A 12,646-nucleotide genomic window follows, 5' to 3' on the forward strand; every position below is an offset into this window, starting at 1 on the left:
ACGCGGGGACTTGCCTTTGCGTCCCGAACGTCGTGCGATCACGGAACTGGAACGGGGCCTGTCCGTTCTCACCTTCATCTTATCGCCGAAGGGAAATTGCCATGGCGCCACGTCCTGCCTGGAAGGGCTATCTGAAGCTGTCGCTGGTCACTTGTGCCGTGGAGCTGACCAACGTCGTCACCCATACCGAAAAGGTCTCGTTCCGGGTGCTGAACCGCAAGACCGGCAACACGGTCAAGCGCATCTATATCGATGCCGAGACCGGCAAGCCGTTGGGCGATGGCGACGAGATCAAGGGCTATGAACTCGACGGCGGCGATTTCGTCCATATCGATGAAGACGAGATCGAGGCGGTGCAGATCGAATCCTCGCACACGATGAGCCTTGACGGTTTCATCGACAAAGCCTCGATCCAGCAGATTTATCTCGATACGCCCTATTATGTCGCGCCGGCCGACAAGGTGTCGGAGGAGGCGTTTGCCGTCATCCGCGATGCCATGGCCGGCAAGAAGATGGCCGGGCTAGCGCGTATCGTGCTCTACAACCGGGAACGGCCCGTGGTCATCGAGCCGCTGGGCAAGGGCATGGTGCTGACGACGCTGCGCTACGACAATACGGTGCGCCAGCCGGACAGCGTGTTCGGCGAGATCAAGGCGGTGAAGACCGACCAGGAGATGACCGATCTGGCCGAACTGATCATCGACAAGAAGAAAGCCAAATTCGATCCGTCGAAGTTCGATGACAAATATGAGGACGCGCTGCTCGAACTGATCCGTGCCAAGAAAGCAGGCAAAAAGGCACCGACGGCCAAGGCGACGCCCAAACCCTCCAACGTCGTCGACCTGTTCGACGCGCTGAAGAAGAGCCTGTCATCGGATTCAGCCTCGCCGAAAACGTCGTCCGCGAAAGCCAAGCCAGAGGCCAAACGCAACAAGCCGAAAGCCGCCGCGCCCAAGCGCAAATCGGCCTGAGGGCGAGAAACAATGGCCGCCCTCGAACAGTACAACGCCAAGCGCGATTTCAAGAAGACGTCGGAGCCGGCCGGCAAGGTTGTCCGCGGCACGAAAGCCGGTGGCATCTTCGTCATCCAGAAACATGCCGCGACCAGGCTGCACTATGATTTTCGTCTCGAGCATGACGGCGTGCTGTGGAGCTGGGCGGTGACGCGCGGGCCTAGCCTCGATCCGCACGAAAAACGGCTCGCGGTGCATGTCGAGGATCATCCGATCGACTATGCCTCCTTCGAGGGCACGATCCCCAAGGGCGAATATGGCGGCGGTTCAGTGATCGTCTGGGACGAGGGCACATGGGTGCCCGAAATCGATCCGGCAAAGGCGATGAAAAAGGGCCATATCAGCTTCGAGCTCAAGGGCCACAAGCTTCATGGGCTGTGGCATCTGGTGCGGCTGAAGCCGAGGGCGGGCGAAAAACGCGACAACTGGCTGCTGATCAAGTCGGACGATGCCGCGGCACGGCCCGGCGAGGATATTCTGAAGGAGGCGCCGCAATCGGTGAAATCAGGCCTGACGATCGAGGAGGTGGGCGAGGGCAAGTCGGCCAAGGGCGAGACGCCAAAGGTCTGGCATTCCAACAAGCCGGCTGCAGGCAAGGCGAAGGCTGCAGGTCGCAAACTCGACTTCATCGAACCGCAACTTGCGACGCTGGAGCGGGATGCACCCGGCGGCAAGGATTGGCTGCACGAGGTGAAATTCGATGGCTATCGCATGCAGGCGCAGATCGCCGGCACCGATGTGCGGCTCTTGACCCGCACCGGCCTCGACTGGACGGAGAAATTCGGCGGTGAAATCGCTGCCGAACTGGCAGGGCTGAAATGCACCGACGCCATCATCGACGGCGAGATCGTCGTGCTGGCCGACAGCGGTGTTTCGTCCTTCGCGCTGCTGCAGCAGGATTTGTCGGCGAAGCGGACAAACCGCTTCATCTACTACGTCTTCGATGTCATGCGGCTCGACGGCAAGGATTTGCGCGCCGAGCCGTTGGTCGAGCGCAAGCAGGCCCTGCAGGAGCTGCTCAGCAAGCAGCCGGACAATCCGGCGGTGCGTTTCTCCGACCACTTTTCCGAGCCCGGCAAGATCATGCTTGAGCATGCCTGCCGCATGGGGCTGGAAGGCGTCGTGTCAAAACGCGCCGATGCACCCTATCGCAGCGGGCGCGGGCCGACATGGGTGAAATCGAAATGCACGGCGCGGCAGGAATTCGTCATCGGCGGCTTTCTGCCTTCTGACAAGACCGGGCGTGGGCTGCGCTCGCTGCTGGTCGGCTTCTATGAAGACGGCAAACTGCGCTATGCCGGCCGTGTCGGCACCGGCTTCTCCACCAAGGGTGCAAACGAGCTGAAGAAGAAGCTCGATGCGCTGAAGGCAGAGGATTCGCCTTTCGACGCGGCCGTGCCGAGGGGCAAGGGCCTGGTTTGGGTCAAGCCGGAATTGGTCGGGGAAGTGGAGTTTCGCAGCTGGACGTCCGATCGTATAATACGCCATGCCTCGTTCCAGGGGCTGCGCGAGGACAAGCCGGCGGAGGACGTTGTACAGGAAAAGCCCAAGGCAGCGACAGGCCAAAACGCAACCAAGGCCAAGCCGGCGTCAGGCGGCACCGGCAAATCCGCCGGGGCGATGACGACCAGCGTCAAACTCTCCCACCCCGACAAGCTGCTGTGGCCCGAGGAGAAAATCTCCAAGCAGGGCCTGCTCGACCATTACGCGCAGGTTTGGCCACGCATTGAGCAATTCGTCGTCAACCGGCCGCTCAGCCTGGTGCGGGCGCCGGACGGCGTCGGCGGACCGCGCTTCTTCCAGAAGCATGCCTCGGCCGGCATGAGCGACAAGATCGCGCGCATGAAGGACCCCACAGATGGCGAGGAGATCCTGTTCATCCGGGATTTCGACGGGGTCGCGGCCCTCGTCCAGTACGGCGTGGTCGAAATCCACATCTGGGGCTGCACGATCGACAAGCTTGAACAACCCGACCAGATCATCTTCGATCTCGATCCCGATGAAGGCGTCGATGTCAAAGCGGTGCGCGAGGCGGCACTCGACATCAGGGGCAAGCTCGACGAACTGTCGCTGCCGAACTTCGTCAAGACATCGGGCGGCAAGGGTTATCATGTGCTGGTGCCGCTGAAGCCATCGGCGGATTGGGACGCGGTAAAAACCTTCACCCATGACTTCGCCAAGGCGCTGGAGCAGTCCGCCCCAGACCGCTATACGGCGACCCTGTCGAAGAAGGCGCGAACGGGAAAAATCTTCGTCGACTATCTGCGCAATGGCAGGGGCTCGACAACGGTCGCGCCCTACTCCTCGCGGGCCAAGAAAGGCGCGACGGTGTCGATGCCGGTGACATGGGCCGAGATCGAGGCTGGCCTGGCGCCGAACGCTTTTCCGATCGGCGACAAGACGACGATGAAGCAGCTGGCGGAAGCTGATCCGTGGAATGGGTTCTTCGAGCAGGGGAAGGTGTTGAAGCGGATTTCGTCATCCTAGGGCGAAGCAAGGAGCGAAGCGACGCGGCGCAGACCCTAGGATCCATGCCGGGACGCCAAGGAAAACAGGGCGGCCCAGAACCTAGCGATCTTCCCGCCGTGGTGACAGCAGAGATCTGCACCGTTGCGGCGCTTTGAGGTCACGGCATGGATCCTAGGGTCTCCGCGACGCCGCTTTGCGGCTGCTCCGCCCTAGGATGACGAAGTTGTGGGGCGGGCGCTCACTGCTCAGCCCAAAAACACCCTCTCGAACGCCTGCTTGCCCGGTGACGAAAACACCACTGCTCGGCTGTCCTTCTCCCGCCTTGCCCATTTCTCCAACAGGATCTTGTCGAGGATGGCGGCGCCTAGCGTGCCGGCGAGATGCGAGCGGCGCACGCTCCAGTCGAGGCAGGCGCGGCAGACGGGCCGCCTCGGTTTGGCGCCGACCTCGATGCCGATGGCCGCGAAATGCGAGGCTGCCGACGGCCCGAGCCTGATCTCCTTGTCGTCACGCACCAGTATGTCTTTCTCGACTAGACGATCGAGCATCGCCACCGCCTGCTCGCCGGCGAGGTGATCGTAGCAGACACGCGCCACGCGCATGGCGCCATCGCGCGGACCCGGCCGCACACGCTTGGGGCCAACGGCTTCCGCGACACCGGTGATGGCTTCGATCATGCCCGCCACTTGCGGCCCGGCGAGGCCGTAATAGCGGTGCCTGCCCTGGCTGGCCAAGGTCAGCAGTCCGCCCTCCATCAGTTTCGACAGATGCGAAGAGGCGGTCGGCAGCGACACGCCGGCTTCCAGCGCCAGTTCGCTCGCCGTCAGCGCCGTGCCGCCCATCAGCGCGTTCAGCATGTTGGCGCGGGCCGGGTCGCCGACCAGGCTGGCAATGCGGGCGATGTCGGGTCCTTCACGCATAGTTCGTTCCTCATCGAAGCATTCTTGTCAGATAAGCATTATTCTCCGACCAGATCAAGGAGACGACGATGACCGCACGAACCACCTTCACCCCGTTCCCCGGCCGCCAATCGTTCCCGTTCATCGACTGGGTTCGTATGCGGCTTCTGGCCCGCTGGTATGACCGTTACCTGCAACGCCGTGACCTTTCGGAGGTCGACGACCACCTGCTGCGCGACCTCGGCCTGACCCGGGAGGACGTGCGCCGCGAATGCGCGAAGTCCTTCTGGCGGTCATGACCAGCAAGAGAATTGCCTAGCAGATCGGGCGGCACAATGTTTCGACGCGGCTCGAACTATCGACGCGAAACATCCCAAAAGGAGACGACCATGACCATCACCTGCTTCATCCGCTATGAGATCGACCCGTTCGGCAAGGCTGCCTTCGAGGAGTATGCCCGCAACTGGGGACAGGCCATTCCGCGCTGCGGCGCCGATCTGATCGGCTATTACGCTCCGCATGAAGGATCGGCGACGACGGCCTATGCCGCCTACAACATCGAAAGCCTGGCAGCCTACGAAGCCTATCGTGCGCGGCTTGCCGCCGATCCCGCCGGCAAGGCAAACTATGAGTTCGCCAAGCGTGAACGATTCATCCTCAAGGAGGACCGCATGTTTCTAAGGCACGTCTCGGGACCACACGCAAAACTGGTGCTGCCGTGATCGCCGTCATCTTCGAGGTGCAGCCCGCGGAGGGCCGGCGCGATGCCTATCTCGGCATCGCCGCCGAGCTCCGGCCCCTACTCGACGGCATCGACGGGTTCATCTCGATCGAGCGCTTCCAGAGCCTGGCCGACACCAACCGCATCCTGTCGCTGTCATTCTGGCGCGACGAGGAAGCGGTGAAGGCCTGGCGCACCACCGAGGAACACCGGCAAGCGCAGCAAGCCGGTCGCGGCGGTATCTTTGCCGGCTATCGTTTGCGCATCGCGCATGTGGTGAGGGATTACGGGCTGACCGAGAGGGATGAGGCGCCGGCGGACAGCCGAGCGATGAATGGGTAAGTGCCTTTCCTTCCCCCACAAGGATTGGTGACTGGTCGGCGCGAGGCTTGATTGCGACGTGGTTCCCCCAATCCGTCACTGCTTCGCAGCGCCACCTTTCCCCCTCCGGAGGGAAAGGAAGGGAGCTTCGTTGGAAAAGCGTTTACCGCAAAAGCTGAGTGCCTTTCCTCTACCCCGTCGATCGGGGGAGAGGTGGCTCGGCGAAGCCGAGACGGAGTGGGGGTCGACCAGCGCGGCATAAGACAATGCATGCGCAAGCTGCCATGCACGCTAGCGCCAAAGACCAGCCACTTGGAAATGTGTGCATGCCGTAGCCCCACAGGGGGAGAGCACTCACGCATTCCCGATCAGCACGCCGGCCGCGAACACCAGGGCGCCGCCCAGCACCACCTGGAAGGCGGCGCGCAGGAAGGGTGTCTGCATGTAGCGGTTCTGGACGAAGGCGATCGCCCACAGTTCGAAGAACACCACCACCGCTGCAACACCCGTCGCCGTCCAGAAGCTCGGAATGAGATAGGGCAGCGCGTGGCCGAGGCCGCCGAGCGTCGTCATGATGCCGACGGTCAGGCCGCGCTTGATCGGTGAGCCGCGGCCCGACAGTTTGCCGTCGTCGGAAGCGACTTCGGTGAAGCCCATCGAAATGCCGGCGCCGATCGAGGCGGCAAGGCCTACCAGCAGGGTCTGCCAGGTGTCGTGCGTGGCAAAGGCGGCGGCGAAGATCGGCGCCAGCGTCGACACCGAACCGTCCATCAATCCGGCGAGGCCCGGCTGCACATAGGTGAGGATGAACTGGCGCTGCTCGGCGCTGGCTTCCTCATCCTTGACCGACCCCGGCACATGCTTCTGCTCCAGCCGCTGCGCCAGCGTCTCGTGGCCCAGTTCGGCCACGGCCAGATCGTCGAGCAGTTTCCGCGTTGAAGCATCCGTCGTGCGCTTTGCCGCCTCGACATAGAACAGATAGGCGCGCTGCTCCATCGCTTCGGCCTGGCGGCGCACATGCTCGATGCCGAGCGGCTTTACCAGCCAGTCGGGCTTGCGCTCATAGTAACCCTTCACATGTTCGCGCCGGATCAGCGGGATGCGCTCGCCGAACCGCTTGCGGAACAGCTCGATCAGCGCGTCGCGATGGCCGTCCTCTTCCTCGGCCATGTCCTCGAACACTTTTGCCGATTGCGGGAAGCTTTCCGCCAGCCCGTCGGCATAGGCCCGGTAGATGCGGCCGTCATCTTCCTCGGAGGAAATGGCCAGCGCCAGGATCTCCGGTTCGGAGAGCGTCTCGAAGGGGCGGCGGCCGAAGCCGAAAACGCGGGAAAGCATGAGGAAATCACCCTAGTTTAGAATAGTTCTAAACTAGGCATTTGCACAGCTTTGGTCAATTGCGCGCTTGGGTCGCGGTCAAGAATTGTTGAAGCCTGGCGCATTCCGTACCCCTTCATTATCAGTGAAGGTTCACCTATATATTTGTCCAAACCAAGAGGAACCCAGAGATGACGGAAAAACAGCCTCCGCACCCTTATGACCCGAAGCCCGTTCTCGATCTCATTGCCAGCATCGAGGCCGATTTGCAGCGCCTGAAGGGCCTGGTCGAACAGCAGGTCGAGAAATTCGACCCCGCCAATCCACACAACAAGGCGCCCGACGGCAAGCTGACCGAGGAAGGCGTCGAGTGCTGCTACCGAATGTTCGACGAAGGCAAGTCGCGCTATTCGGTCGCCCAGCAGATGAAGATCTCCTTTGCCGCCGCCAGCCATCGGTTCAATAATTGGCGCAAGCTGGGCGGGACCAAGCGGCAGCGGACGTTGCTGGGGTGAGAACCCGCCGCAGGCGAATTGAAAGGTCCGGCGGACTTTTCAAAGGGTTCGAACCGGGGAGCTGCCGCAGGCAACGGACCCCCGGCTGCGTGCTCTGCAATTGAAGGGACAATCAGATATGTCGGCGGGACAGCCGCCCCTCTCTGTCCTGCCGACATCTCCCCCACGAGGGGGGAGATTGGCAGCTTTCCTTCCAACTTTGTAACCGTCACATCTTTTCGTTGGCATCGCACGGCGCTTTGCGTGCACCATGGCCGGATCCCATCGCCACAGGATCCACCATGACCACCCCTCCCGGAATCGCCGACATCCACGCCGCCGCCGCGCGGCTTTCGGGCTTGATCGTCGAAACTCCCCTGATCGAATCGGCTGAGCTGAACAAGCGCTTCGGCGGGCGCATCCTGTTCAAGCCGGAGACGCTGCAGCGCACCGGCTCATTCAAGTTCCGCGGCGCCTACAACAAGCTGTCGTCACTGAGCGAGCAGGAACGCAGCCGGGGCGTCGTCGCCTTTTCCTCGGGCAATCATGCACAAGGGGTGGCCGCGTCGGCCGCCATGTTCGGCGTCAAGGCGGTCATCGCCATGCCGGCGGACGCACCGGCGATGAAGATCGGCAATGTCCGCAAGATGGGTGCGGAGGTGGTGCCGTTCGACCGTTTTCGCGACGACCGCATGACCGTGGTTCGGCCCTACATCGAAAGCGGCATGGTGCTGGTGCCGCCCTTCGACGATCCGGCCATTATTGCGGGGCAAGGCACGATCGGCCTTGAGCTGATGCGACAGGCGAAAGCGCTCGGCGTCAGCCTCGACGCTGTCGTTATCCCCTGCGGTGGCGGCGGTTTGACCAGCGGCATTTCGGTCGCGGTCAAGGATGCCTCGCCCGGCACAGCAATCTGGGCAGTCGAGCCCGAGCATTTTGACGACACGCGCCGCTCGCTCGCCGCCGGCGCCCGGGTTTCGAACGAACCAGGTTACAGTTCGATCTGCGACGCGATCCTGACCGCCGAGCCGGGCGCCATCACCTTCGAAATCAACCGCAGGAACCTTGCCGGCGCCATAGCCGTCTCCGACAAGGCGACGGCGCAGGCGATGCGCGACGCCATGGCCTATCTGAAGCTGGTGGTCGAACCCGGCGGTTGCGTCGCGCTTGCGGCGCTGTCATCGGGCGAGATCGAGCTGTCGGGCAAATGCGTCGCCGTTGTGCTGTCGGGCGGCAATGTCGATTTCGGCACCTATGCCGAGATCATGGCGGCCGCCTAGGTGGTTTGACTATTGCTGCGTCTCATCCGCCGCATAGGATAACCCGATGTCGAAACATCTGCTTACTGTTGAGGACGTGTTTACAATTACCGGACGCGGCGTTCTGGTGGGTCCCGGGCCGCTTCTTTCGGAATACGACGGTCCTCGTCGACTACCCGTCAGGCTGATACTCCCCAGTGGCGAAGAAAAACAGGCGATGTTGACGCTTGAGGGGCTACGTAAGACACCTGCGCCACCGGAGCCTCGGTGGGGTTGCCTTCTTGCGGATGTCACAAAAGGCGATGTCCCCGCTGGAACAGAAGTTTGGACCTAACCGCGCGCGGCCGAACGCATGGCACGTTGGCCCAGCGTCGATGTCTTATGGCCGCTGGCGTGGAAAACGCTGAGCGGCTCGGGATCGCTGTTTCCGTATCTAATCCAGCGTGCGCCTGAAGCGCACCAGCGCCACGCCCGCAAACAAGGCCACGAACACCACCAGCCAGCCAATCTCGGTTGCCACCGCCGGCAATTCGGCGCCCTTCAGCATCACCGCCCGGGTGATGCGCAGGAAATGCGTCAGCGGGAAGATTTCGCCGAACGTCTGGGCCCAATCCGGCATGCCGCGATAGGGGAACATGAAGCCCGACAGCATAATCGACGGCAGGAAGAAGAAGAAAGTCAGCTGCAGCGCCTGCATCTGCGTGCGCGCGATCGTCGAGATGGTGTAGCCGAGCAGTACCAGCGACAGCACGAACACCAGCACCGCCGACAGCAGCAGCGACATCGAGCCGGTGAAGGGGATGGCGAACAGAAGCTTTGACGCCGCCAGCACCACCACCACCTGCACGGCGCCGACCGCCAGATAGGGCAGCACCTTGCCCATCATGATCTCGAGCGGGCTCGACGGCATGGCGAGCAGGTTCTCCATTGTGCCGCGCTCGGTCTCGCGCGTCAGCGCGATCGAGGTCATCATCACCATGGTCATCTGCAGGATGACGCCGAGCAGGCCGGGCACGATGTTGTATTGCGAGATGCCTTCGGGATTGTAGCGCCGGTGCACCACCACATCGAGCTGGCCCCTGGCGGTCTCGGCGGCCGCCTCCTGCATGCCTTGCGCCCTGAGCAGCGCCTGGCCGGCGACGGTGCCGAGCGTCGAAATGGCGCCGCTGGCCACCGCCGGATCGGTGGCATCGGCCTCGATCAGGATCTGCGGATTGTCGCCGCTCTCCACCCGTTTGGCGAAATCGGCGGGGATGGTGACGACGAAGGCGACGTCGCCGCGCGATATCAGGAACTCAGCCTCGGCGGCACTTTGCGCGACATGGTCGAAGCGGTAGTAGCCGGTGGTCTGCAGCGCCGCGACAATGGCGCGGGTATAGGGATCGCTGCTGGTCGCCACCAGGGCCGCCGGCAAGCTCTTCGGATCGTTGTTGATGGCGTAGCCGAACAGCACCAGCTGCAGCAGCGGCACGCCAAGCATCATGGCGAAGGTGATGCGGTCGCGCCGCATCTGGATGAATTCCTTGATCAGCAGCGCGCCGAGCCTGGCGAAGGAAAAGATGCTGTTCATGCCATATTGTCCTTCGAACCCGACATGAACTGGATGAAGACGTCCTCAAGGCTGGTTTCGCCGGGCTTCACCGTGACGCCCTCGTGCTCCTTCTCGACATCGGCAAGGGCTGCTTCGAGCTTCTTCCTGTCGGAACCGACGACATGCAGCGTGGCGCCAAACGGCGCCACCTGGTCGACGCCGGGGCGGCCCTGCAGCTCTTCGGCCACCTTGGCGAGTTGCGGGCCCTGCAGCACGAAGGTGGTCAGCCCGGCATTCTTCACCACCTCGGCGACGGTGCCGGTGGCCAGCATCTTGCCGTAGGAGATGTAGCTGATGCGGTGGCAGCGTTCGGCCTCGTCCATGTAGTGGGTGGAGACCAGCACGGTCAGCCCGCCGCTGGCGAGACGGTGGATCTCGTCCCAAAACTCGCGCCGCGCCTTCGGGTCGACGCCTGCCGTCGGCTCGTCGAGCAGCAGCAGTTTCGGCTTGTGCATGATGCACGCGGCGAGCGCCAGCCGCTGCTTCCAGCCACCCGACAAGGTGCCGGCCAGCTGGTTGCGGCGTGACGTCAGGCCGAGTTCATCGAGCGTCCTGGCGACATACTCCTCGACCGGTTTCAGCCGGTAGAGCCGCGCCACGAATTGCAGGTTCTCGCCAATCGTCAGATCCTCGTAGAACGAGAATTTCTGCGTCATGTAGCCGACTTCACGCTTGATCATCAGCGAGTCGGTGCGGATGTTGAAGCCCAGCACCGTGCCTTCGCCCTCGTCCGGGGTCAGCAGGCCGCACATGATGCGGATGGTGGTGGTCTTGCCCGAACCATTGGGGCCGAGGAAGCCGACGATCTCGCCTTCGGCGACCGACATCGTCACATGGTCGACGACGGTCTTGTCGCCGAACCGCTTGACCAGGCCATGAACGTCGATGGCGTTCATTTTGCCGTTTCCGCAAGATCGACGTCGACGATCTGGCCAGGCTGCAGCGGGCTGGCATCGCCCTCCGGCCGCGCCTCGACGAGATAGACCAGCTTCTGCCGGTTCTCCAGGGAATAGATCACCGGCGGGGTGAATTCCGGATCGGGCGAGACATAGCTGACGCGTGCTTTCACGTTTGGGCCGCAGCCATCGCAATGAACGCTGAGCAGGCTGCCGACCTTGACCGAGGAGAAGGCGGCCTCCGGTATGTAGACGCTGAGCTTCACCGCGCCGTCGGGCAGCACCGAAATGACCGGCGCGGTCGGGCCGGCCGTGTCGCCGGGATTGCGGATGACGTCGTTGACGCGGCCGGGCGAGGGTGCCGCCAGCACCCGTTTCGACAATCGCCATTGCGCCTGTTCCAATGTCGACTGCGCCTGCTTGACCTGATTGTCGGCGGCCTTGATCGTCTCGGGCCGCGCCGGCAGGCCGCCGACGGCGAGATTGGCCTCGGCCTGGCCGACCTGGGCTTCTGCTGTCTCCAGCGTCGCCGAGGCGGTGTCGTAGTCGGCCTGCGTGCCGGCGCCGCGCTTGAACAGATCGGCGGCGCGGTCGTATTTGCGCTTGGCGTCGGCGGCCTGGGCTCTGGCCATGTCGACCTCGGCCTTCAGCACCGCGATCTCTTCCGGCCGCTTGCCGACCTGCAGATCGGCAAGCTGCGCTTGCGCCTGCGCAAGGCCTGCTTCGGCTTGCGCCACCGCGATCCTGGCATCGGCATTTTCCAGCGTCACCACGGTGGTGCCCGGCGTGACGCGATCGCCGCGCTTCACGGTGACCGTCTCGACCTGCGCCACCTCGATGGGCGCCAAAAGCACATAGTCGCCCTCGACATAGCCGACAGCCAGGGGAGACGCGGGGGCGCAGGCGCCGAAGAGTTGAGCGGCAAGCGGCAAGGCGCAGAGGAAACTCATGATTTTGATCCCATCCGGGAGGCCAGTATGGCGCTGAGATTGTCTGATACGGCGGACACCACCTTGGCCGCCTCGGTGGCGCCGATGTCGCGCCAGCCCATGCGGCGCATCACCGCCTCGCGGCCGATGCGGAAATAGACGACCTGGCCGATCAGCGTGAACACGGTGAGCCGGGTTCGTTCGCTTTCGGCCGGCTCGCCGGTCGCCTGTTCCCAGATCTGGCACAGCCGGCGATGCGTCGGCTCGAACACGCCGTTGTAGATGCGGTCGAGCGCCGCTGTCGGATGCGACAGCTCGCGCAGCACGAATTGCACGATCTCGCCGGCCTGCGGCTGTGCCACGATGAAGCCGACCATCCGTTCCAGGGCCGCGAAGAGCAGCATACGCGCGGTCTCCGGATCGCTTGCCGCCCCGGCTTGATTATTGCCGAGCGCGAGGCCGGCGCCCAATGCTTGGCCAGCGACAGTCTGGATGGTCTCGACGATATAGTCGGCGGCAGCAGCGCGGAGGCCTTCCTTGCCACCGAAATGGTAAGCGATCGAACCGATATTGGCTTGCGCCTCGGCCGCGATCTGGCGGGTCGAGGTGCCGTCGAAACCCTGCCGGCCGAACAGTTTCAGGGCCGCGCGCACAAGGGCCGCGCGGGTCAGGTCGGCGGGCGATGTTTCGCGACGCGGCATTTCAGGGGCGGTTGGCTTGATCATTTCGAGATGTTA

Annotated in this window: 13 protein-coding genes; 7 read left to right on the top strand and 6 right to left on the bottom strand. The window is 63.3% G+C overall.

Annotated elements, in window-relative coordinates; all coding sequences use genetic code 11:
- Window positions 1–101: 101 nt before the first annotated feature.
- Window positions 102–971 (top strand): Ku protein, encoded by an 870-nt coding sequence (locus EB235_RS04500; protein ID WP_027032150.1) that lies wholly within the window; start codon window positions 102–104, stop codon window positions 969–971.
- 12 nt (window positions 972–983) lie between these two features.
- On the top strand, window positions 984–3,500 hold the full coding sequence (gene ligD, locus EB235_RS04505; RefSeq protein WP_027032149.1) for a DNA ligase D: 2,517 nt from the start codon (window positions 984–986) through the stop codon (window positions 3,498–3,500).
- Between the two features lie 227 nt (window positions 3,501–3,727).
- Here ligD and EB235_RS04510 read toward each other — a convergent pair whose 3' ends face one another.
- Window positions 3,728–4,402, bottom strand: a complete 675-nt coding sequence (locus EB235_RS04510) for an ArsR/SmtB family transcription factor (RefSeq protein ID WP_027032148.1) — start codon at window positions 4,400–4,402, stop codon at window positions 3,728–3,730.
- Window positions 4,403–4,470: 68 nt separating this feature from the next.
- Here EB235_RS04510 and EB235_RS04515 point away from each other — a divergent pair, with 68 nt between their 5' ends.
- The 3 genes from EB235_RS04515 to EB235_RS04525 all read left to right on the top strand — a co-directional run bounded on the left by EB235_RS04515 (window position 4,471) and on the right by EB235_RS04525 (window position 5,444).
- Entirely contained in the window at window positions 4,471–4,680 is a 210-nt protein-coding gene (locus EB235_RS04515) for a DUF1127 domain-containing protein (RefSeq protein ID WP_027032147.1), read from the top strand.
- A gap of 90 nt (window positions 4,681–4,770) precedes the next feature.
- Complete coding sequence (locus EB235_RS04520) at window positions 4,771–5,103, top strand: NIPSNAP family protein (protein WP_027032146.1); 333 nt, start codon at window positions 4,771–4,773, stop codon at window positions 5,101–5,103.
- Window positions 5,100–5,444 (top strand): antibiotic biosynthesis monooxygenase family protein, encoded by a 345-nt coding sequence (locus tag EB235_RS04525; RefSeq protein WP_027032145.1) that lies wholly within the window; start codon window positions 5,100–5,102, stop codon window positions 5,442–5,444. The genes EB235_RS04520 and EB235_RS04525 overlap by 4 nt, the downstream gene beginning before the upstream one ends.
- Window positions 5,445–5,777: 333 nt before the next feature.
- On the opposite strand, the gene mbfA is transcribed toward EB235_RS04525, so the two are convergent.
- Entirely contained in the window at window positions 5,778–6,761 is a 984-nt protein-coding gene (gene mbfA / locus EB235_RS04530) for an iron exporter MbfA (RefSeq protein ID WP_027032144.1), read from the bottom strand.
- A gap of 170 nt (window positions 6,762–6,931) precedes the next feature.
- Between mbfA and EB235_RS04535 the strand changes: the two genes are divergently transcribed.
- On the top strand, window positions 6,932–7,255 hold the full coding sequence (locus EB235_RS04535) for a hypothetical protein (protein ID WP_027032143.1): 324 nt from the start codon (window positions 6,932–6,934) through the stop codon (window positions 7,253–7,255).
- A 281-nt stretch (window positions 7,256–7,536) separates the two neighbouring features.
- Window positions 7,537–8,514, top strand: a complete 978-nt coding sequence (locus EB235_RS04540; protein ID WP_027032142.1) for a threonine/serine dehydratase — start codon at window positions 7,537–7,539, stop codon at window positions 8,512–8,514.
- A gap of 412 nt (window positions 8,515–8,926) precedes the next feature.
- Here the strand turns inward: EB235_RS04540 and EB235_RS04545 are convergent, their stop codons facing one another.
- Genes EB235_RS04545 through EB235_RS04560 form a run of 4 tightly spaced genes read right to left on the bottom strand, consistent with a single transcriptional unit; the run spans window position 8,927 to window position 12,634 of the window.
- The gene (locus tag EB235_RS04545; RefSeq protein ID WP_027032141.1) at window positions 8,927–10,063 is read right to left on the bottom strand and encodes an ABC transporter permease; all 1,137 of its coding nucleotides are present in this window, start codon (window positions 10,061–10,063) and stop codon (window positions 8,927–8,929) included.
- On the bottom strand, window positions 10,060–10,980 hold the full coding sequence (locus tag EB235_RS04550; RefSeq protein ID WP_027032140.1) for an ABC transporter ATP-binding protein: 921 nt from the start codon (window positions 10,978–10,980) through the stop codon (window positions 10,060–10,062). Before EB235_RS04550 ends, EB235_RS04545 begins: the two co-directional genes overlap by 4 nt.
- Window positions 10,977–11,930 carry an HlyD family secretion protein gene (locus tag EB235_RS04555; protein ID WP_027032139.1) on the bottom strand — a complete coding sequence of 318 codons (954 nt, stop codon included), beginning with the start codon at window positions 11,928–11,930 and terminating at the stop codon, window positions 10,977–10,979. Before EB235_RS04555 ends, EB235_RS04550 begins: the two co-directional genes overlap by 4 nt.
- The gene (locus tag EB235_RS04560) at window positions 11,927–12,634 is read right to left on the bottom strand and encodes a CerR family C-terminal domain-containing protein (RefSeq protein ID WP_027032138.1); all 708 of its coding nucleotides are present in this window, start codon (window positions 12,632–12,634) and stop codon (window positions 11,927–11,929) included. The genes EB235_RS04555 and EB235_RS04560 overlap by 4 nt, the downstream gene beginning before the upstream one ends.
- Window positions 12,635–12,646: the final 12 nt, after the last annotated feature.

Source organism: Mesorhizobium loti R88b (assembly GCF_013170845.1).
Lineage (GTDB): Bacteria > Pseudomonadota > Alphaproteobacteria > Rhizobiales > Rhizobiaceae > Mesorhizobium > Mesorhizobium loti_B.

Coding starts and splice junctions, on each gene's coding strand:
- EB235_RS04500 (WP_027032150.1), top strand. CDS start 102: ATGGCGCCACGTCCTGCCTGGAAGGGCTATCTGAAGCTGTCGCTGGTC.
- ligD (WP_027032149.1), top strand. CDS start 984: ATGGCCGCCCTCGAACAGTACAACGCCAAGCGCGATTTCAAGAAGACG.
- EB235_RS04510 (WP_027032148.1), bottom strand. CDS start 4,402: ATGCGTGAAGGACCCGACATCGCCCGCATTGCCAGCCTGGTCGGCGAC.
- EB235_RS04515 (WP_027032147.1), top strand. CDS start 4,471: ATGACCGCACGAACCACCTTCACCCCGTTCCCCGGCCGCCAATCGTTC.
- EB235_RS04520 (WP_027032146.1), top strand. CDS start 4,771: ATGACCATCACCTGCTTCATCCGCTATGAGATCGACCCGTTCGGCAAG.
- mbfA (WP_027032144.1), bottom strand. CDS start 6,761: ATGCTTTCCCGCGTTTTCGGCTTCGGCCGCCGCCCCTTCGAGACGCTC.
- EB235_RS04535 (WP_027032143.1), top strand. CDS start 6,932: ATGACGGAAAAACAGCCTCCGCACCCTTATGACCCGAAGCCCGTTCTC.
- EB235_RS04540 (WP_027032142.1), top strand. CDS start 7,537: ATGACCACCCCTCCCGGAATCGCCGACATCCACGCCGCCGCCGCGCGG.
- EB235_RS04545 (WP_027032141.1), bottom strand. CDS start 10,063: ATGAACAGCATCTTTTCCTTCGCCAGGCTCGGCGCGCTGCTGATCAAG.
- EB235_RS04550 (WP_027032140.1), bottom strand. CDS start 10,980: ATGAACGCCATCGACGTTCATGGCCTGGTCAAGCGGTTCGGCGACAAG.
- EB235_RS04555 (WP_027032139.1), bottom strand. CDS start 11,930: ATGAGTTTCCTCTGCGCCTTGCCGCTTGCCGCTCAACTCTTCGGCGCC.
- EB235_RS04560 (WP_027032138.1), bottom strand. CDS start 12,634: ATGATCAAGCCAACCGCCCCTGAAATGCCGCGTCGCGAAACATCGCCC.